This is a genomic window from Variovorax sp. DXTD-1 (assembly GCF_003984625.1).
GTDB lineage: Bacteria > Pseudomonadota > Gammaproteobacteria > Burkholderiales > Burkholderiaceae_C > Variovorax.
In genome coordinates, this window is record NZ_RWKH01000006.1 from 83,885 (window position 1) to 102,757 (window position 18,873).

At 66.0% G+C, this 18,873-nt stretch carries 16 protein-coding genes and 1 pseudogene; 12 read left to right on the top strand and 5 right to left on the bottom strand.

Going from position 1 to position 18,873, the window contains the following annotated elements:
• Positions 1 to 22 precede the first annotated feature (22 nt).
• Together EJI00_RS07380 and EJI00_RS07385 are read left to right on the top strand one after the other, a co-directional pair.
• Complete coding sequence (locus EJI00_RS07380; protein WP_126746824.1) at positions 23 to 826, top strand: CoA transferase subunit A; 804 nt, start codon at positions 23 to 25, stop codon at positions 824 to 826.
• Between the two features lies 1 nt (position 827).
• Entirely contained in the window at positions 828 to 1,466 is a 639-nt protein-coding gene (locus EJI00_RS07385; protein ID WP_126746825.1) for a 3-oxoacid CoA-transferase subunit B, read from the top strand.
• Here EJI00_RS07385 and EJI00_RS07390 read toward each other — a convergent pair.
• The gene (locus EJI00_RS07390) at positions 1,390 to 2,355 is read right to left on the bottom strand and encodes a LysR family transcriptional regulator (RefSeq protein ID WP_126746826.1); all 966 of its coding nucleotides are present in this window, start codon (positions 2,353 to 2,355) and stop codon (positions 1,390 to 1,392) included. The genes EJI00_RS07385 and EJI00_RS07390 overlap by 77 nt on opposite strands.
• Before the next feature lie 140 nt (positions 2,356 to 2,495).
• On the opposite strand from EJI00_RS07390, the gene EJI00_RS07395 reads away from it, so the two are divergent.
• Genes EJI00_RS07395 through mmsB form a run of 5 tightly spaced genes read left to right on the top strand, consistent with a single transcriptional unit; the run spans position 2,496 to position 7,643 of the window.
• A complete protein-coding gene (locus tag EJI00_RS07395; RefSeq protein ID WP_126746827.1) occupies positions 2,496 to 4,028 on the top strand; it encodes a CoA-acylating methylmalonate-semialdehyde dehydrogenase in 1,533 nt (510 codons plus the stop codon).
• Between the two features lie 32 nt (positions 4,029 to 4,060).
• Entirely contained in the window at positions 4,061 to 4,420 is a 360-nt protein-coding gene (locus EJI00_RS07400) for a lysozyme inhibitor LprI family protein (protein WP_260590485.1), read from the top strand.
• Entirely contained in the window at positions 4,417 to 5,571 is a 1,155-nt protein-coding gene (locus EJI00_RS07405) for an acyl-CoA dehydrogenase family protein (RefSeq protein WP_126746829.1), read from the top strand. The genes EJI00_RS07400 and EJI00_RS07405 overlap by 4 nt, the downstream gene beginning before the upstream one ends.
• 28 nt (positions 5,572 to 5,599) lie before the next feature.
• The gene (locus EJI00_RS07410; RefSeq protein ID WP_126746830.1) at positions 5,600 to 6,715 is read left to right on the top strand and encodes an enoyl-CoA hydratase/isomerase family protein; all 1,116 of its coding nucleotides are present in this window, start codon (positions 5,600 to 5,602) and stop codon (positions 6,713 to 6,715) included.
• Between the two features lie 31 nt (positions 6,716 to 6,746).
• The gene (gene mmsB / locus EJI00_RS07415; RefSeq protein WP_126746831.1) at positions 6,747 to 7,643 is read left to right on the top strand and encodes a 3-hydroxyisobutyrate dehydrogenase; all 897 of its coding nucleotides are present in this window, start codon (positions 6,747 to 6,749) and stop codon (positions 7,641 to 7,643) included.
• Positions 7,644 to 7,647: 4 nt separating this feature from the next.
• Here the strand turns inward: mmsB and EJI00_RS07420 are convergent, their stop codons facing one another.
• On the bottom strand, positions 7,648 to 8,892 hold the full coding sequence (locus tag EJI00_RS07420) for an MFS transporter (RefSeq protein WP_260590486.1): 1,245 nt from the start codon (positions 8,890 to 8,892) through the stop codon (positions 7,648 to 7,650).
• Positions 8,893 to 8,939: 47 nt separating this feature from the next.
• Entirely contained in the window at positions 8,940 to 10,337 is a 1,398-nt protein-coding gene (locus EJI00_RS07425) for an amidase (protein WP_221885031.1), read from the bottom strand.
• Positions 10,338 to 10,488: 151 nt separating this feature from the next.
• Here EJI00_RS07425 and gcvA point away from each other — a divergent pair, with 151 nt between their 5' ends.
• Positions 10,489 to 11,433: a transcriptional regulator GcvA gene (gcvA, locus tag EJI00_RS07430; RefSeq protein WP_126746833.1), complete on the top strand. Its 945-nt coding sequence runs from the start codon at positions 10,489 to 10,491 to the stop codon at positions 11,431 to 11,433.
• Here gcvA and EJI00_RS07435 read toward each other — a convergent pair.
• Positions 11,402 to 12,328, bottom strand: a complete 927-nt coding sequence (locus EJI00_RS07435) for a LysR family transcriptional regulator (protein WP_126746834.1) — start codon at positions 12,326 to 12,328, stop codon at positions 11,402 to 11,404. The genes gcvA and EJI00_RS07435 overlap by 32 nt on opposite strands.
• Before the next feature lie 102 nt (positions 12,329 to 12,430).
• Here EJI00_RS07435 and metE point away from each other — a divergent pair, with 102 nt between their 5' ends.
• Both metE and EJI00_RS07445 read left to right on the top strand, forming a co-directional pair.
• Positions 12,431 to 14,785, top strand: a complete 2,355-nt coding sequence (gene metE, locus EJI00_RS07440; protein WP_126746835.1) for a 5-methyltetrahydropteroyltriglutamate--homocysteine S-methyltransferase — start codon at positions 12,431 to 12,433, stop codon at positions 14,783 to 14,785.
• 58 nt (positions 14,786 to 14,843) lie between these two features.
• Entirely contained in the window at positions 14,844 to 15,707 is an 864-nt protein-coding gene (locus EJI00_RS07445) for a hypothetical protein (protein ID WP_126746836.1), read from the top strand.
• Here EJI00_RS07445 and EJI00_RS07450 read toward each other — a convergent pair.
• Positions 15,649 to 17,160 (bottom strand): short-chain fatty acyl-CoA regulator family protein, encoded by a 1,512-nt coding sequence (locus EJI00_RS07450; RefSeq protein ID WP_126746837.1) that lies wholly within the window; start codon positions 17,158 to 17,160, stop codon positions 15,649 to 15,651. The two genes, EJI00_RS07445 and EJI00_RS07450, sit on opposite strands and share 59 nt — an antisense overlap.
• Before the next feature lie 106 nt (positions 17,161 to 17,266).
• On the opposite strand from EJI00_RS07450, the gene EJI00_RS07455 reads away from it, so the two are divergent.
• Both EJI00_RS07455 and prpC read left to right on the top strand, forming a co-directional pair.
• Positions 17,267 to 17,680, top strand: a complete 414-nt coding sequence (locus EJI00_RS07455) for an acyl-CoA thioesterase (RefSeq protein WP_126746838.1) — start codon at positions 17,267 to 17,269, stop codon at positions 17,678 to 17,680.
• Positions 17,677 to 18,841, top strand: a pseudogene (prpC, locus tag EJI00_RS07460) (2-methylcitrate synthase). The gene EJI00_RS07455 and the pseudogene prpC overlap by 4 nt, the downstream one beginning before the upstream one ends.
• Positions 18,842 to 18,873: the final 32 nt, after the last annotated feature.

The following is an 18,873-nucleotide window of genomic DNA, read 5'->3' on the forward strand; positions in this document are numbered from 1 at the left end:
ATCCATCCATCAAGGAGCCCGAGTGAACAAGATTTATCCCTCCGCAGACGCGGCACTCAAGGGGGTCGTGGCCGACGGGCAGATGCTCGCGGTCGGCGGCTTCGGCCTGTGCGGCATTCCAGAGGCGCTGATCGATGCGCTCAAGGACACCGGCGTGCAGAACCTCACCGTCATCTCGAACAACGCGGGGGTCGACGGCTTTGGCCTCGGCAAGCTGCTCGAAACGCGCCAGATCAAGAAGATGATCGCGTCGTACGTGGGCGAGAACAAGGAGTTCGAGCGCCAGTACCTGGCCGGCGAACTCGCCCTCGAATTCACGCCCCAGGGCACGCTGGCCGAGAAGCTGCGCGCGGGCGGCGCGGGCATTCCGGCCTTCTTCACCAAGACCGGCGTCGGCACGCAAGTGGCCGAGGGCAAGGAACTGCGCGAGTTCGACGGCGAAACCTACGTGATGGAACGCTCGCTGGTGCCCGACGTGGCACTGGTCAAGGCCGACGTGGCCGACAAATCAGGCAACCTGCGATTTCGCCTCACGGCGCGCAACTTCAACCCCGCCGCCGCCATGGCCGGCAAGATCTGCATCGTCGAAGTCGAGAAGATCGTCGAAGTGGGCGAGCTGGCGCCTGACGACATCCACCTGCCCGGCATCTACGTGCACCGCATCGTGCTGAACGCCAACCCCGAGAAGCGCATCGAGAAGCGCACTGTGAGCGCCGCCGCGCCGGCTGACGCAGCGGCCGCCAAGGTCGAAGCCCAGGCTGCCATTGCGCAAGCCGCCGCTGGCAGCGAAGTGCCCGCCCCCGTCAAGAACACCAAAGGAGCCTGAGATGCCCTGGACCCAAGACCAAATGGCCGCGCGTGCGGCGCAAGAGCTCGAAGACGGCTTCTATGTGAACCTGGGCATCGGCATTCCCACGCTCGTGGCCAACTTTGTCGGTGACAAGGAAGTGTGGCTGCAAAGCGAGAACGGCATGCTCGGCATCGGCCCGTTCCCGACCGAAGACCAGGTGGATGCCGACCTGATCAACGCCGGCAAGCAGACCGTCACCACGCTGCCGGGCTCGGCCATCTTCGGCAGCCACGACAGCTTTGCGATGATTCGCGGCGGCAAGATCAACCTGTCGATCCTCGGCGCCATGCAGGTCAGCGTGAAGGGCGACCTCGCCAACTGGATGATTCCCGGCAAGATGGTGAAGGGCATGGGCGGCGCCATGGACCTGGTGGCCGGCGTGAAGCGCGTCATCGTGCTGATGGAGCACGTCGCGAAGAAGAAGGACGGCACCGAGGACTTCAAGATCCTCGAGCAGTGCACGTTGCCGCTGACCGGCGTGGGCGTGGTCGACCGCATCATCACCGACCTGGCCGTGATGGACGTGGTGCCCGAAGGCCTCAAGGTGGTCGAACTCGCGCCGGGCGTGAGCTTCGATGCGCTGCAGGCGAAGACCGGGGCGCAGCTGATCCAGTAGTAGGCAGCAGCAGCGCATCGCGCTGCGCTTCGGCGGCTTCGCGCAGAAAGTTCCACACCGTCTGCATTCGCACGAGATGCTTGGTTTCCGCCGGCATCGACATCCAGAAGGTGCGGGTGAAGTTCGCCTGGTCGCCGAGCACGGGGCGCAATGCGGCGTCCTGTTCGGCAATGAAGGCCGGCAGCACCGCAATGCCGGCCCCGGCGACCACCGCCCGGTGCTGCGCGAGCACGCTGGTGCTGCGCAGCGCAAAGGCGTCGGGCCGATGCAGTTCGTCGAGATACTGCAATTCCTTGCTGAAGAGCAGGTCATCCACGTAGCTGATGAAGGTGTGGCCGCGCAGGTCTTCGCGTGTCCTGATCGGCTTGTGGGCGGCCAGGTATTGCTTCGACGCGTAGAGCCGCAGCGTGTAGTCGGTGAGCTTAGTCACGACCACGGGTCCGCGCGCCGGCCGTTCGAGCGAAATCACGATGTCGGCCTCGCGCCGGGACAGATGCACCAGCCGCGGCATGGCCAGCAGGTCGATGGTGAGCTTGGGATGCTGCTGTGCGAACAGCGCGAGCTGCGGCGCCAGCACCACAGTGCCGAAACCCTCGGTGGCGCCGATGCGGATCAGGCCCGACAGGCCTTCCTGCGAAGCGGGCGCGGTGCTTTCCACCGCCTGGAATGCGCTCTCCATGGCTTCGACCTGCGGCTGCAGCTTGCGGCCCGCTTCGGTGAGCCGGTGACCACCGGCTTCGCGCGAGAAAAGCGGCGCGCCCACCTCCTTTTCGAGCGCCTGGATGCGCCGCGCCACCGTGGTGTGGTCCACCTCCAGCCGGCGCGCGGCGCTTATCAGCGTGCCCGAGCGGGCCAGCTCCAGAAAGTAGCGAAGGTTGTCCCAGTCCATGTGCTCGCGTTTCCTTGGGTGGGCTCTGCATTTTTGCAAAGCGATGGCGCATATTTGTCTATTGTCATGGCAAATCTGCAAAGCTAGGATGCGGCTTGAACCTGCCACGCAGGCCCCGAATTCACAGGAGACAAAACCCCATGGACGCCACCACCACCCCCAAGACCTCGGCCACCCAGGTCGCCACCGTCAAGCTCTTGATCGGCGGCAAGTTCGTCGAATCGAAGACCACCGAATGGCGCGACATCGTCAACCCGGCCACGCAGGAAGTGCTGGCCCGCGTGCCCTTTGCAACGCAGGCCGAACTCGATGCCGCCGTGGCCTCCGCGAAGGACGCCTTCAAGACCTGGCGCAAGACGCCCATCGGCGCGCGCGCCCGCATCTTCCTGAAGTACCAGCAGCTCATTCGCGAGAACATGAGCGAGCTGGCTGCGATTCTCACGGCCGAGCAGGGCAAGACGCTGCCCGACGCGGAGGGCGACGTGTTCCGCGGCCTCGAAGTGGTCGAGCATGCCGCGAGCATCGGCAACCTGCAGCTGGGCGAACTGGCCAACAACGTGGCCAACGGCGTGGACACCTACACGCTGCTGCAGCCGCTGGGCGTGTGCGCCGGCATCACGCCGTTCAACTTCCCGGCCATGATCCCGCTGTGGATGTTCCCGATGGCCATCGTCACCGGCAACACCTTCGTGCTGAAGCCCTCGGAGCAAGACCCGATGGTGACCATGCGCCTCGCCGAACTGGCGCTCGAAGCCGGCATTCCGGCCGGCGTGCTGAACGTGGTGCACGGCGGCGAGGCTGTGGTCAACGGCATCTGCGACCACAAGGACATCAAGGCAATCAGCTTTGTGGGCTCGACCAAGGTCGGCACGCACGTCTACAACCGCGCCACGCTGGCCGGCAAGCGCGTGCAATGCATGATGGGCGCGAAGAACCACGCCATCGTGATGCCCGATGCCAACAAGGAGCAAACGCTCAACGCGCTGGCAGGTGCGAGCTTTGGCGCGGCGGGCCAGCGCTGCATGGCGGTGTCGGTGGCGGTGCTGGTGGGCGAGGCGCGCAACTGGGTGCCCGAGCTCATCGCCAAGGCCAAGACGCTGAAGATCGGTGCCGGCACCGAGAAGGGCGTGGACGTGGGGCCGCTGGTTTCGTGTGCCGCCTATGAACGCGTCAACGGGCTCATCGAGCGCGGCGTGGCCGATGGCGCCAAGCTCGAGCTCGACGGTCGCAAGCCCACCGTGCCGGGCTACGAGAAGGGCAACTTCGTCGGCCCGACGATCTTCTCGGGCGTGAAGCCGGGCATGACGATCTATGACCAGGAAATCTTCGGGCCGGTGCTGTGCGTGGCGGACGCCGAGAACATCGACGAAGCCATCGAGCTGATCAACAGCAACCCCAACGGCAACGGCACCGCCATCTTCACGCAGTCGGGCGCGGCGGCGCGCCGCTTCCAGGAAGACATCGACGTGGGCCAGGTCGGCATCAACGTGCCGATTCCGGTGCCTGTGCCGATGTTCTCGTTCACCGGTTCGCGCGCGTCCAAGCTGGGCGACCTGGGCCCTTACGGCAAGCAGGTCATCATGTTTTACACGCAGACCAAGACGGTGACGGCACGCTGGTTTGACGACAGCACCGTCTCGCACGGCGTCAACACCACGATCAGCCTCAAATGAGGCACGGTCTCCGCGTCGCGGCTTCGGGGGCGGTGACGGCGCTCGCGTTGCTCGGCGGCAGCGCGCTGGCGGCCAACGCCGGTCCGGACGACTGCAATCCCAACGGGAACCAACAGCAGATGAACGCCTGCGCGGCGCGCGATTTTCGTGCGGCCGATGCCGCGCTCAACATCCGCTACGGCGAGGTGATGAAGACGCTCTCGCCGCGGATGCGCGTCGCGCTGCGCACCGAGCAGCGCGCCTGGCTCAAGGGCCGCGACCCCGCCTGCAAGCGCGCCTCGAAAGCGAACGAAGGCGGCTCCATCTGGCCGCTGGTGTTCAATTCCTGTCTGGAGAAATCGACCCGGGAGCGGACCGCCGAACTGGACCGCTGGAAGGGCCGCGAACAATGAACTTCGAATTGTCCGAAGAGCAGAACGCCTTTGCGCAGAGCGCGCGCGACTTTGCGCAGGCCGAGTTCGCGCCGCATGCCGCGCAGTGGGACGCCGAGGCGATCTTTCCAAAGGAGGCCATCGCGAAGGCCGGCGAGCTGGGCTTCTGCGGGCTCTATGCGCCCGAGCGCATCGGCGGCCTCGGGTTGCCGCGGCTCGACTCGGCGCTGGTGTTCGAGGAAATGGCCGCGGTCGACCCGTCGACCACTGCCTTCATCACCATCCACAACATGGCGACGTGGATGCTCGGCACCTGGTCCACGGATGCCGTGGCGGCGCAATGGGGCGAAGACCTCACGAGCGGGCGCAAGCTTGCTTCCTACTGTCTCACCGAACCGGGCGCCGGTTCGGACGCGGGCTCGCTCAAGACGCGCGCCGAGCTGCAGGGTGCCGAGTACGTCATCAACGGCGGCAAGGCCTTCATCTCCGGCGCGGGGTCGACCGATGTGCTGGTGCTCATGGCGCGCACGGGCGGCGGCGGCGCGGGCGGCATCTCCGCGTTTGCGGTGCCGGCCGACGCGCCCGGCGTGAGCTATGGCAAGAAGGAACACAAGATGGGCTGGAACAGCCAGCCCACGCGCACCATCAACTTCGACAACGTGCGCGTGCCGGCCGAGAACCTGCTGGGCAAGGAAGGCGAGGGCTTTCGCATTGCCATGAAGGGGCTCGACGGCGGGCGCATCAACATCGCGACCTGCTCCGTGGGCGCAGCACAGGGCGCGCTGGACGCGGCGCGCCGCTACCTGCATGAACGCCAGCAGTTCGGCAAGCCGATATCGAGCTTTCAGGCGCTGCAGTTCAAGCTGGCCGACATGGCGACCGAACTGGTAGCAGCGCGGCAGATGGTGCGGCTTGCCGCAAGCAAGCTCGATGCGGGGCACGCCGATGCCAGTACCTACTGCGCCATGGCCAAGCGCTTTGCAACCGATGCGGGCTTCAACGTGTGCAACGAGGCGCTGCAGTTGCATGGCGGCTACGGCTACCTGAGCGAGTTTCCGCTCGAGCGGCTGGTGCGCGATACCCGCGTGCACCAGATCCTCGAAGGTACCAACGAGATCATGCGCGTGATCGTTGCGCGAAAATTGCTGGAAGGGGACAGCGATATCCGCTGACGCCTCGCATCCACAACCTCCCAAGACAATGACCGACTCCGTAGTTCTTTTTGAAGAAATCAAGACCGCCGGCGGCCAGCGCTTCGGCGTTGCAACGCTCAACGCACCGGCCTCGCTCAACGCGCTTTCCGTGGACATGGTGCGCCTGCTCACGCCCAAGCTGCGCGAGTGGGCGAAGGACGACGGCATCGTCGGCGTGCTGATGCAGGCAGCTGGCGAGAAGGCCTTCTGCGCCGGCGGCGACCTGCGCCAGCTGTATCAAACGCTGCTCGAATGCGGCCCCGCGCGCAACACCTACGCCGAAGACTTCTTCCGCGAAGAGTACGAGCTCGACTACCTGATCCACACCTTTCCCAAGCCGTTTCTCTGCTGGGGCCACGGCATCGTGATGGGCGGCGGCGTAGGCCTGATGTCGGGCTGCTCGCACCGCGTGGTCACCGCGCAAAGCCGCATTGCCATGCCCGAGATCAGCATCGGCCTCTACCCCGACGTGGGGGGCAGCTGGTTCCTGCGTCGCACGCCGGGGCGCACGGGCTTGTTCCTGGCGCTCACCGCCGCCAACCTGAATGCGGCCGATGCCATCTTCTGCGGGCTGGCCGACGTGCTGGTGCCGCATGAGCACAAGGGCCAGGTGCTCGAGGCGATTGCCGCTACGCGCTGGCACGGCGAGCAGAAGGCCGACCGTGCCGAGCTTTCGCGAATTCTCGCGCGGGCGGGCGAGGGCGCGCACATGCCGCCATCCAAGGTGCGCGAGCACTACGACACCATCAATGCTCTGATGGCCGGCGACGACCTGCTCGACATTGCGAACCGCCTGCGCAACCTGCAAAGCGACGATGCATGGCTGCAGTCCGCGTCCAAGACTTTCATGAAGGGCGCGCCGAGTTCGGCCGCGCTGAGCTTCGAGCTGTGGCAGCGCGTGCACCGCATGTCGCTGGCCGAGGTGTTCCGGCTCGAATACTGGGCTTCGCTCGGCTTTTGCGCGCACAAGGATTTTGCCGAGGGCATCCGCGCGGTGCTGATCGACAAGGACCGCAACCCGCGCTGGAATCCCGCCACCATCGAAGAGATCACGCCCGATTTCATCGAAGACCACCTGCGCCCGCGCGGCGAAATGCCGGCGGAGCTGGCTGCGCTGGTCTGACCCGCTTCCACAGATACAACGGAGACAAAAAATGAAGATCGCATTCATCGGCCTCGGCAACATGGGCGGCCCCATGGCCATGAACCTGAAGAAGGCGGGCCACGAGGTGAAGGCTTTCGACCTGTCGGCCGAGGCTTGCAAGAAATACGCGGCCGAAGGCCTGGGCATTGCCTCTTCCGCTGCCGATTCGGTTGCCGGTGCCGAGGTGGTGATCAGCATGCTGCCGGCCAGCGCGCACGTGGAGGGCCTGTTTCTCGGCGGCGCCGGCAAGCCCGGCCTGCTCGAGAGCATCGCGGCCGGCACGCTCGTCATCGACAGCAGCACCATCGCGGCTGCCACCTCGCGCAAGGTGGCCGAGGCGGCCGCTGCCAAGGGCATTGCCATGATCGATGCGCCGGTTTCCGGTGGCACCGGCGGGGCTATTGCCGGCACGCTCACCTTCATGGTCGGCGGCGAAGCGAGAGACCTGGAGCGCGCCCGCCCGGTGCTCGAGAAGATGGGTGCCAACATCTTTCATGCCGGCGCGGCAGGTGCGGGCCAGACCGCGAAGATCTGCAACAACATGCTGCTCGGCATCTTGATGATCGGCACCTCCGAAGCGCTGGCGCTGGGCGTTGCCAACGGGCTCGACCCCAAGGTGCTGTCCGAAATCATGCGCCGCAGTTCCGGGGGTAACTGGGCGCTTGAAAAATACAACCCGATGCCGGGCGTGATGGATACCGCACCCGCATCGAAGAACTACGCGGGCGGCTTCGGTACCGACCTGATGCTCAAGGATTTGGGCCTGGCGCAGGAAAACGCCACCGCCGTACGCGCCGCCACGCCGCTGGGCGGGTTGGCGCGCAGCCTGTACGCGGCGCACAGCCTCGCGGGGCACGGAGCGCTTGATTTTTCGAGCGTGCTGAAGCTGGTGCAGAAGGCTTCGTGACCCCTCATGGCTCATTGCCGCTGTGCACTGCGGTCGTCGGCCGGGCGCCTTTTCGCGCCTTCGATATCGACAGCAGGATGCCGGCTGCAATCAGGTTGGCGCCGATGCTCGCAAGTATCGGCAGCATGTAGCTGCGGCTGACGTCGAATGCAAAGCCCGCCGTGCTCGGGCCGATCAAGGTGCCGACAGCCACGCTGGTGTACAGCACGCCAAGAATCGCGCTGATGCTGCGGCCGCCGAAATAGTCCATGACCAGGGCGGGCAGCAGCGCGACAAAACCGCCGTAGAAAACACCATAGGCAAACGCAAAGACGGCCAGGCCCCAGAACCCGCCTGAGCTCGCCCACACCACCAGTGAAAGCGCCATGCCGGCGGACATCAGCGGCAGTGCGAGCTGACGGCCGAGACGATCGGCCAGGCCGCCGAGAAAAAAGCGCCCGGCCGTGCTGCCGACGCCGATCGATCCCAGCAGAAGAACGGCCGAGCCCGGTGGCACGCCGTGGTCCAGTGCATAGGGCACGAGGTGCACGAAGGGAACGAACAACCCGAAGGAGCTGATCAGGCACGCGGCGTACAGGCCCGCGAAGCGCCGCGACCTTGTTGCTTCTCCTACCGTGGCGCCCGGCGGCATGGCCGGTGAGGCCTGCGCATCCCGCGGGTCTCCGTCGGGGCCGAGCCCGCGGTCTTGCGGGTCGTTCTCGATCAGCAGGGCCATGCCCACGCCCGCCACCACGGCTACGCCAGCGAGCGCCAGATAGGCATGGCGCCAACCCAGGGCTTCGATGAGGAAGGCCGCGAGCGGCGGCATCAGCAGCGTGCCCACGCCGATGCCGCTTACAGCCAAGCCTGACGCGAATCCGCGGCGCCTGCGGAACCAGCGCTGCACAGCACCCAGCACCGGCACATAGGATGCACCGACCCCAAGGCCCACGCCAAGCCCGTATGCAAGGTAGAGCTGTGTCAGCGTGCGGGCCTGCCCCGCAGCGGCCAGTCCCAGGCCGACCAGCAGCATGCCCGCGACGGCAAGCTGCCGTGAGCCCCATCGGTCCGCAAGCGGGCCGCTGATCACGCCCAGCCCGAAATACAAGAAGCCGGCAATCGAGAACACCAGCGACGCGGATCCGCGTGAGGCGCCGAAGTCGCGTTGCAGGGACTCGAGAAAAGCGCTGAAGGTGTATGCACTGCCAAAGCCCACAAGGGTGACCGTGAAAGCACCGGCCACCACGAACCAGCCGCGGAAGATGCCCACATGCCGCGATTGGAATGGAGATTTCGAGGAGATGGCTTTAATGATGGTCAATCCAGCGGATGGCGCCGATGCCAGGTGGTGGCGCCCTGAAACGCCGCCCCGGCCCGCACCAGCGTTGCTTCGTTCATGTGCGCGGCGACCAGCTGGAACGCGAGCGGCATTCCCGCGGTGAATCCACCCGGCAGCGTGATCGCCGGGTGTCCGGTCATGTCGAAGGGCGCGGTGCACCGCAGCAATGCAGACACGAGCGAGGGCGTTTCGGCAAGGGCCTGCATGGCTTCGACGGTGGGCGAGTCAAAGGGGTGCACCGGAATCAGCAGCACATCGACTTTGCAGAACACCTCGGCCATGCGGCCGCGCAGGTTCATGCGGCGCAAGAGAATGCGTTGCAAGTCGACGCCGCTTACCGAAAGACCGGCGTCGACGACCGAGGCGAGCACAGGCCCGTATTCGTCCTTGCGAGCCGGGTAGCTTGCGGCGTGTGCAACCGCCGCCTCCACGGCGCAAAGCGGAAACCAGTCCGCCACGGCCTGCGTCACATCGGGAAGGCGCACGTCCACCATCCGTGCACCAAGCGCGCGAAAGGTCTCGGCGACATCCGCCAGCATGGTCTCTGTTGCGAAGCCCACGCCGTCGCAGTTGAACGCGGCATCGATACCGATGCGCAGCCCGCGTATGCCTTGCCCCACCGCGGCAAGGTAGTCTGGCACCGGGTCGAGCGATGCGGTCGGGTCGTTCGCGTCGGCGCCGGCTATCACGCCGAGCAGCACGCCGGCATCGACCGCACTGCGCGCCATCGGTCCCACATGGTCCAGCGACGGCGCGAGGTCGAGAACGCCATGGCGGCTCACACGGCCCCAGCTGGGCTTCAGCCCGGTCAGGCCGTTGGCGGCGCATGGAAAGCGGATCGATCCGCCCGTGTCCGAACCCAGCGAGCCGTAGCAAAGACCGGCGGCCGTCGCCACGCCCGAGCCGCTCGACGACATGCCCGGCCAATGCTCCGCATGCCACGGGTTGCGTGGCGGCTCGATGCAAGGGTGGTGATCGGAGTACGCGCCTTCTGTGAGTTGAAGCTTGCCCAGAAGCACGGCGCCGGCTTCTTGCAAGCGGCGCACCACAGTCGCGTCTTCTGCGGGAATGCGGTTCTGGTGGATGGCCATGCCGCCCGCGGTGATGAAGCCTGCGGTGTCGCACAAGTCTTTGACGGCGAGTGGAACGCCGTGCAAAGGGCCACGATAGGAGCCGGCCTTTATTTCCTTCTCCGCCGCCTCGGCCTGCGCCATTGCTGGATCTCCCATCACCAGCGCGTAGCTGCGGAGCGTGCCGTCCAGTGCGGCGATGCGGTCGAGTTGCCCGCGAGTCGCGGCCACGGGTGAGATCTCGCGCGAACGGATGCGGGCAGCGAGTTCCGTCAGGTCGAGGTAATGAATCACCGATTCGCCGATGTGCTTTGAAGAATCATAAAAACTAAGTTCAGAAAAATTTCGAAGATGCTGCATGCTTGTCTATGAGCTTTTTTGTAGCTCGATAATCCTCCTTCGTATGCAATTGCACAAACCGGATTTTCTAATGAGTTCGAGTTAGATTAACTAAGCAATGGAATATCAGCTCCCACCGCTCAACGCACTCCGCGCCTTCGAAGCGACGGCCCGTCACCTGTCGGTAAAAAATGCGGCCGACGAGTTGTGCGTAACCGCCGGTGCCGTAAGCCAACTGATCAAGTCGCTGGAGCTGCATCTCGGCGTGGCGCTCTTTCGCCGCGCGAACCGCGGCATCTTTCTCAGCGATGCAGGCCAGGCGTACCTGCCACCGGTGCGCAATGCCTTCCGTCAGATCAGCGACGCAACGCGCCGCGTGGCGGTGCCCGCGGAGACCGGCATCCTCACGATCAGCGCCACGCCGTTCTTCGCTGCTGCGTGGCTGGTGCCGCGCCTGAAGGGTTTTCAAGATGCGCATCCAGACATCGACCTGCAGGTGGTGAGCAGCACTGCGCTGGCCGATTTTTCGCGTGACGGCGTGGACGTTGCCGTTCGCCATGGCCTTGGCTGCTACCCCGGGTTGAGCAGTCAGCGCGTGCTGACGGTGGAAATCGTTCCCGTCGCTGCGCCGGCGCTGGTGCAGCGGCTGGGCATGCCGGTGGCACCGGCCGAGCTCAAGCGCTGGCCGCGCGTGAACGATGCGGACCGCAAGGCTTGGCAGCTGTGGTTCAAGGCACAGGGCATCGAAGACATGGGGCCCGCCCGCGGCCCGTCGTTCGACGATTCGGGCCTGCTGCTGAAGGCGGTACTCATGGGGCAGGGCGCGGCCTTGCTGCCCGCCGCTGTCGTGGCCGACGATCTGGCGGAGGGTCGGTTGGTCCAGCTCTGCAATGTGAGCTGGATCGAAGACTTTGCCTATTACCTGGTCTGCCCGGAAAGCAGCCGCGACCGACCCAAGGTTGCTGCCTTTCGCGAATGGATTGCTGCCGAGGCCTGCAAAAAAACCGCCAAACCACGCAGGCAAGTTCCGGTCAAAGCAGCTCGATCCCGGGCAGGCTCTTGAAGCAGCTCTCGCGCGTGATGCGCACAAAGTCGGCCAGCCATGGCTGGCCGGAGGTGCCCTGCGTACACGCCATGTACAGCCGGCCCGTGAGGCCCCTGGCGCCCACCCGCCGCGCGGTAACGTAGCCGCGATCCAGGTAGTTCTGCACCGCCCACAGCGGCAAGGTCGCCACGCCCCGGCCGCTGGCCACCAGCTGCAGCATGGCCACCGTGAGCTCGGTCGTGCGTCGGTGCGCGGGCTCCACGCCGGCAGGAGCCAGCACCTGCCGCACGATGTCGAGCATTTCGTCGGGCACGGGGTAGGTGATGAGCGTCTGGTCGGCAAAGTGGCGTGCGGTGAGATGCGGCTTGGCCGTGAGCGCGTGGTCGTTGGCCAGCAATGCCACAATCTCGAAGCGGAACAGCGCGTGGTAGTCCACCGTTTCGTCCGGGTCCTGCTCGGAGACGATCGCCACCTCGGCGCGGTTCTGCATGACCAGCGCGATCGGGTCGGGGTGAAAGCCCGAGACGATGTCGAGTTCGATCTCGGGCCAGCGCTGGCGAAAGGCGTCCATTGCCGGCATGAGCCAGTCGAAGCAGGTGTGGCACTCGACCACGATGCGCAGTTGTCCGCTGCGCCCCAGCGCAAGCCGAGCCACGTCGCGCTCCGCTTCTTCGACCAGCGGCAGCGCGGTATCGGCCAGCTGCAGCAGCCGCAGCCCGGTGGTGCTGAACTGCGGCGGCACCGACTTGCGCTCGAACAGCTGCGCGCCATAACGGTCTTCGAGCAGCTTGATCTGGTGCGACAGTGCCGACTGCGTGAGGTTGAGCAATTGCGCCGCCCGCACCAGGCTGCCGGTGTCGCGCAGCGCAACCAGCGTGCGCAGGTGCCGTATTTCCAGAATGGACTGCAACATGAATGAATTTCAAGTGAAATGGCAAAACGTTTCGTTTGAATCATATTCCTCAAAGCCCGACCATTGCTGATTCTCAAGATACAGCGACCGGAATACCTGCAAATGACCACCCGTACCCACACCCTCGGCTTTCCGCGCATGGGCGCCAACCGGGAACTGAAGTTCGCACTCGAAAAGCACTGGCGCGGCGAGATCGACCGCGCCGCGCTCGAAGCGGTCGGCGAACAGCTGCGCGCGCGCCATTGGCAGGCCCAGCGCGACGCGGGGCTCGACTACGTGACCGTCGGCGACTTCGCCTACTACGACCACGTGGCCAATCACATCCAGCTGCTCGGCTGCGAGCCGGCGCGTTTCGGCTTCAAGGGCGACGAACCCGAACTCTCGCGTTATTTCAAGATGGCCCGCGGCGTGGAAGACGAAGCCGGCCATGTGCACGATGCGGCTTGCGGCCACGGCTGCGAAGGTACGGCGGGCACCTTCGCCCTGGAGATGACCAAGTGGTTCGACACCAACTACCACTACCTCGTGCCCGAGTTCACCGCGGCCACCCAGTTCAAGCTGGCCTCGTCGCGGCTGTTCGACGAAGTGGCGCAGGCGCAGCAGGCCGGGCATGCGGTCAAGGCCGTGCTGCTCGGTCCGCTGAGCTTTCTGTACCTTGGCAAGGAGAAAGAAGCGGGCTTCGACCGCTTCTCGCTGCTCGATGCCTTGCTGCCCGTTTACGAGCAGGTGCTGAACCGCCTGAAGCAGCAGGGCGTGGAGTGGGTGCAGATCGACGAGCCCATCCTGGGCCTGGACCTGCCCGATGCCTGGCGCAACGCCTTCGAGCGTGCCTGCTGGCAGCTGGCCCGCAGTGCACCCAAGCTGCTGCTGGCCACGTATTTCTCGCCGCTTTCGGACAACCTGCGCCTTGCCTGCCAGCTGCCGGTGGCCGGCCTGCACGTGGATGCCGTGCGCTCGCCGCAAGAGCTGACGGGCGTGGCCGACTGGCTCCCGGCGCACAAGGTGCTGTCGGTCGGCATCGTCGATGGGCGCAACATCTGGCGCACCGACCCCGATGCCGCGCTTTCCACGCTGCGCCCGGTGGTCGACAAGATCCGGAGCGAACTGTGGATAGCGCCGTCGTGCTCGCTGCTGCATGTGCCGTTCAGCCTTGCGGCGGAAAACAAGCTCGATGCGGAGCTCAAGTCGTGGCTCGCGTTTGCGGTCGAAAAGCTCGACGAACTGCGCGTGCTGCGTGCCGTGCTCGAGGGCCGCGAAGGCTCCGTCGCCGAAGAGCTGAAGACTGCGCGTACCGCAGTGGCCGCGCGGCGCGGCAGCTCGCGCGTGCACCGCGCCGATGTGGCGCTGCGGCTGGCGCGCGGTGTAGCGGGCGACGACCAGCGCACGTCAACCTTCAACAAGCGCCAGTCGGTGCAGCGCGCGCGCTTTGCGTTGCCTGCACTGCCGACCACCACCATCGGCTCGTTCCCCCAGACCTCGGAAATCCGCGCCGCGCGCGCCGCCTTCAAGCGCGGCGAACTCGATGCGGCGGGTTATCGCGAAAAGATGCGCGCCGAAATCGCGCTGGCCGTGCGCAAGCAGGAAGCGCTGGGCATCGACGTGCTGGTGCACGGCGAGGCCGAGCGCAACGACATGGTCGAGTACTTCGGCGAACAGCTCGACGGCTTTGCCTTCACCGCCAACGGCTGGGTGCAGTCGTATGGATCGCGCTGCGTGAAGCCGCCGGTCATCTTCGGCGACGTGGCGCGCCCGGTGCCGATGACGGTCGAGTGGACCGCCTATGCGCAGAGCCTCACGCAACTGCCGATGAAGGGCATGCTGACGGGCCCCGTCACCATCCTGCAATGGTCGTTCGTGCGCGACGACCAGCCGCGTGCCACCACCTGCGAGCAGCTTGCCTGGGCGATCCGCGACGAGGTGGTCGACCTCGAGGGCGCGGGCATCGGCATCATCCAGATCGACGAGCCCGCGATCCGCGAAGGCTTGCCGCTGCGCCGCGCGGGCTGGCCGGCTTACCTGAAGTCGGCCACACGCGCGTTTCGCATCAGCGCCTCGGGCGTGCGCGACGAGACGCAGATCCACACCCACATGTGCTATTCGGAGTTCAACGACATCCTGCCCGAGATTGCCGCCATGGATGCGGACGTGATCACCATCGAGACGAGCCGCTCCGACATGGAACTGCTGCGGGGCTTCGGTGGCGAGAACAGTGCGGGCGGCTTCCGCTACCCGAACGAGATCGGCCCCGGCGTGTACGACATCCATTCGCCCCGCGTACCCTCGGTCGACGAGATCGTGCGCCTGATGCGCAAGGCCGCGGGCGTGGTGCCGCCGGAGAACCTCTGGATCAATCCCGACTGCGGCCTGAAAACCCGCGGCTGGCCCGAGACGGAGGCGGCGCTGTCGAACATGGTGACGGCTGCGAAGCTGCTGCGCGAGGAACTGGCCGCCGCCTGAAGGAGCGAGCGCAGGAGAGGGGAAGAGGGCGGCCGCGGCGAGCGCCAATAATGACGCCATGACCGCTTCTCCAGTCGTTGCCAAACGTTTCTCCTTCGCACCTTTTCTTTTGCTCCTGCTGTTGCTGGCGCCCGCATTGGCCCGTGCGCAAGACCGCGCCCAGGCCCTGCTGCAATTCGAAGGCGTGCAGGCGCGCTACCAGGCCGCCTATGCGCCGGGCGCGGTGGCGCGCGATGCCCGCCAGCTGCTCGAGCCTGCCGATCAGGCCATTGCCGACAGCGCACTCCAGGCGCTCGATGCAGCAGCCGCGCGGTCTTTCGATGTAGCGGCATCCGTCGCCGCCATCCAGCAGGAAGTAGCCGCTGCGGGCAGGGGCGCAGCCGCGCCAAGCCCGCAAATAGTGGCAGCGGTGGCCCGCTTCGCGCAACTGCGCGCCGACTACGCCGCGAAGGATCAGGCGGCCAAATTCGAGTTCTTCAATCGCGAGCGTGCGAAGCCGGCCGATCCTGCGCGCACGGAACTGCTTGAGCGCATGGCGGTGGCCGACATGCGAGAGGTCGATTTTTCGAGCCAGCTGCTGCTGAGTTCCGTCGTCAAGCAGCTGGCCCGGGGGAATGCCGGCCAGTTCATGTCGCTGCCCGACCGCACGCTCGACATGGCGGTGGACACGCTGTGGTCGCGTGGCGTCACGTCGCCGCGCCCGCGCAATCTGTTGACCGTGGCGCGCGAACTCGAAAAGCAGGTGACGCAGGCCTTGCTCGCGGCATTGCCAGATGCGGATGTGGCTGCCTTGCTGGCCTGGCGCAACGACCCGCATGCCGCGGCCGAGCGCGAAGCACTGCTGGGTGCTTACCGCGCCGAGGTCAAGGCAAGCGGCGCCGTGGCAATCCGGACGATGGTGCGCGGCTGGCCGCGTTCTTGACCGCGGCGCGCGCGGTGCCGTATTTGTCGGGCGCCGCGGCATAGGGCATGAAGCGGCTCTGGTTCTCGTCCACGTCGAGCGGGCGGCCGACGAACGGAAAGGCGCGCTGCGGGCAGGCTTCCCGTTCGCACACCTTGCAGCCCGCGCCGATCGGGGTGGGCACATCGGGGTCGCGCAGGTCCAGGCCCTTGGAGTAGACGAGCCGCGTCGCATGGCTGACGTCGCAGCCCAGGCCGATGGAAAAAGTCTTGTTGGGCGAGCCGTAGCCGCGGAACCCGTGCGACACCGTGCGCGCAATCCACAGATAGGCGCGCCCGTCGGGCATGCGAGCCAGTTGGGTGAGCACACGTCCGGGCTGCGCAAAGGCTTCGTACACGTTCCATAGCGGACAGGTGCCGCCGGTCTTCGAAAAGTGGAAGTGCGTGGCCGATTGCCGCTTCGAGATGTTGCCCGCCCGGTCGACGCGAATCAGAAAGAAGGGCACGCCGCGCGCGTCGGGCCGCTGCAGCGAACTCAGGCGATGGCAGATGGTTTCGAAGCCCACGCCGAAGCGCCTCGCCAGCTGGTCGATGTCGTAGCGCAGTTGCTCGGCCGCCTCGAGAAAAATCATGTAGGGCAGGAGCAGGGCGGCGGCAAAGTAGTTGGCCAGGCCTATGCGCGCGAGAGAGCGTGCGGTGTCGCTGGAGAGCGGCGCATTGGCCACGAGCTGGTCGATCAGCTCGCCTACTTCAAGAAACGCGAGCTGTGTTGCGAGCTGGAACGCATGCTGGCCCGGCTCCAGGTAGCGCGAGAGCCGCAGCACGCGCGTGGCCGGGTCGTAGCGGCGTTGCGCGCCGTCTTCGTCGTCGGCGGCTGGAATTACCTGCACGCCATGCGCTTCCAGCAGCCGCTGCGCGAGCCTGTCGCCCGGGCTGCCTTCGCGCAGCCGCCATTGCGCGGAAAAGGCCTCGGCGGCAGCATCGAGCGGCGCGATGTGGTTCTGGTGCGCAAAGAAGAAGTCGCGCACTTCTTCGAAGGGCATGGGCCGCGCCTGCGGCATGCGCGCGAGGTCGCCGCGGCCGTCGCCCAGTTCGGCTGCCAGTGCTTCGAGCCGTTCGGTGGCGTCGCGGTGGCGCTGGTGCAGCGCCACCAGTGCGCGGCCCACGGCCGGCATTTGCGTGGCAACTTCGCGCAGCTCGGCAAGCGCGACGGCATCGCCGCCCGGGTTGTCGGCCAGTGCTTCGCGCAGGCTTGCGATCAGCCGCGCCTCTTCGTCTTCGGAGAAGGCCTGGATGTCGACACCCAGCGTGGCATGCAGGCGCAACAGCACCGGCACCGTGAGCGGCCGCTGGTTCTGCTCGATCTGGTTCAGGTAGCTCGGCGAGAGGCCCAACTGCTGCGCGAGCGCGAACTGGCTCAGGCCGCGCTCTTCGCGCAGGCTTCGCAGGCGCACGCCCATGAAGGTCTTCTTCATCGTCGATCCGTTCTTCGCAAGATTCGCAAAATTGCGTGCAAGGTCTTCGCAATCATTCGCCAATTCAGTCCTTCATTATGGACACGATCTTGCGTAAATTGCGAATATGCAAAGCGCACGCGGCACAGTCCGACTGATCGAGGTGGTGTTCCCCGAGCACACCAACCACTACGGCACGCTGTTCGGCGGACAGGCCTTGCAGCTGCTGTCGAAGGCGGCGTTTCTTTCCGGCCGCGGCTTCGTGCGTGGCGACGTGGTGATGGCGCGCTGCGGCGAGGTGCTGTTCCACGCGCCCGTGCGGCTGGGCAGCACGCTGGTGCTCGATACGCACGTGTCGCGCGTGGGCCGCAGTTCGCTCACCGTGCGCGTTGCGGGCAGCGTGCAGGACGTGGCCACCGATGCGCTCACCCGTGTGCTCGACGGCGAATTCGAAATGGTGGCGGTCGATGCCGCCGGACGCCCGGTGCGGCTGGCGAATCCGCCGCACTTTCATGAACAGACATTCGAGGAGACGGTATGACACTGATCGCAGAAAACGCGCCCGCCGCCGGCTTCAGGCCGAAGAAATCCGTCGCGCTTTCAGGCGTGACCGCCGGCAACACCGCGCTGTGCACCGTGGGGCGCACCGGAAACGACCTGCACTACCGCGGCTACGACATCCTCGACATTGCCGACGTCTGCGAGTTCGAGGAAATTGCGCATCTGCTGGTGCACGGCAAGCTGCCGACCGCCTCGGAGCTGCGCGCCTACAAGGGCCGGCTGAAGGCGATGCGCGGCCTGCCCGCGAGCGTGAAGGAAGCGCTGGAGCGACTGCCCGCCAGCGCGCACCCGATGGACGTGATGCGCACCGGCGTTTCCGCACTCGGCTGCGTGCTGCCGGAGAAGGACGACCATTCACTGCCCGGTGCGCGCGACATTGCCGACCGGCTGATGGCGTCGCTCGGCTCGATGCTGCTCTATTGGTATCACTGGTCCACGCAGGGCAAGCGCATCGAGGTGGAGACAGACGACGATTCGATCGGTGCGCACTTCCTGCACCTGCTGCACGGCCGCTCGCCTTCGGCAAGCTGGGAGCGCGCAATGCACACCTCGCTCAACCTGTATGCCGAGCATGAGTTCAACGCATCGACCTTCACCGCGCGCGTGGTGGCGGGCACGGGCTCCGATGTGTATTCGGCCATTACCGGCGCCATCGGCGCGTTGCGCGGGCCCAAGCACGGCGGTGCCAACGAAGTGGCCTTCGAGATACAGAAGCGCTACGACACACCCGACGAAGCCGAGGCGGACATTCGCCGCCGCGTGGAAGCCAGGGAGGTCGTCATCGGCTTCGGCCACCCGGTCTACACCGTGTCGGACCCGCGCAATGCGGTCATCAAGCGGGTGGCAAAACAACTCGGAAGAGGCCGGCTCCACCCGCATGTTCGACATTGCCGAGCGCATCGAAAGTGTGATGTGGAACGCCAAGAAGATGTTTCCCAACCTCGACTGGTTCAGCGCCGTGAGCTATCACATGCTCGGCGTGCCCACGGCCATGTTCACGCCGCTGTTCGTGATTGCGCGCACCAGCGGTTGGGCCGCTCACATCATCGAGCAGCGGCAGGACAACAAGATCATCCGGCCCAGCGCCAACTACACCGGCCCTGAAGACCTGGCCTTCGTGCCGATCTCGGACCGCCGCTGAAGGCTTGCGCACAGCTAAGCACCGTTACCGCA

Excerpts from the sequence above, each read along its gene's own strand:
- EJI00_RS07385 (WP_126746825.1), top strand. The coding sequence starts at position 828 with ATGCCCTGGACCCAAGACCAAATGGCCGCGCGTGCGGCGCAAGAGCTC.
- EJI00_RS07390 (WP_126746826.1), bottom strand. The coding sequence starts at position 2,355 with ATGGACTGGGACAACCTTCGCTACTTTCTGGAGCTGGCCCGCTCGGGC.
- EJI00_RS07395 (WP_126746827.1), top strand. The coding sequence starts at position 2,496 with ATGGACGCCACCACCACCCCCAAGACCTCGGCCACCCAGGTCGCCACC.
- EJI00_RS07405 (WP_126746829.1), top strand. The coding sequence starts at position 4,417 with ATGAACTTCGAATTGTCCGAAGAGCAGAACGCCTTTGCGCAGAGCGCG.
- EJI00_RS07410 (WP_126746830.1), top strand. The coding sequence starts at position 5,600 with ATGACCGACTCCGTAGTTCTTTTTGAAGAAATCAAGACCGCCGGCGGC.
- mmsB (WP_126746831.1), top strand. The coding sequence starts at position 6,747 with ATGAAGATCGCATTCATCGGCCTCGGCAACATGGGCGGCCCCATGGCC.
- gcvA (WP_126746833.1), top strand. The coding sequence starts at position 10,489 with ATGGAATATCAGCTCCCACCGCTCAACGCACTCCGCGCCTTCGAAGCG.
- EJI00_RS07435 (WP_126746834.1), bottom strand. The coding sequence starts at position 12,328 with ATGTTGCAGTCCATTCTGGAAATACGGCACCTGCGCACGCTGGTTGCG.
- metE (WP_126746835.1), top strand. The coding sequence starts at position 12,431 with ATGACCACCCGTACCCACACCCTCGGCTTTCCGCGCATGGGCGCCAAC.
- EJI00_RS07445 (WP_126746836.1), top strand. The coding sequence starts at position 14,844 with ATGACCGCTTCTCCAGTCGTTGCCAAACGTTTCTCCTTCGCACCTTTT.
- EJI00_RS07450 (WP_126746837.1), bottom strand. The coding sequence starts at position 17,160 with ATGAAGAAGACCTTCATGGGCGTGCGCCTGCGAAGCCTGCGCGAAGAG.
- EJI00_RS07455 (WP_126746838.1), top strand. The coding sequence starts at position 17,267 with ATGCAAAGCGCACGCGGCACAGTCCGACTGATCGAGGTGGTGTTCCCC.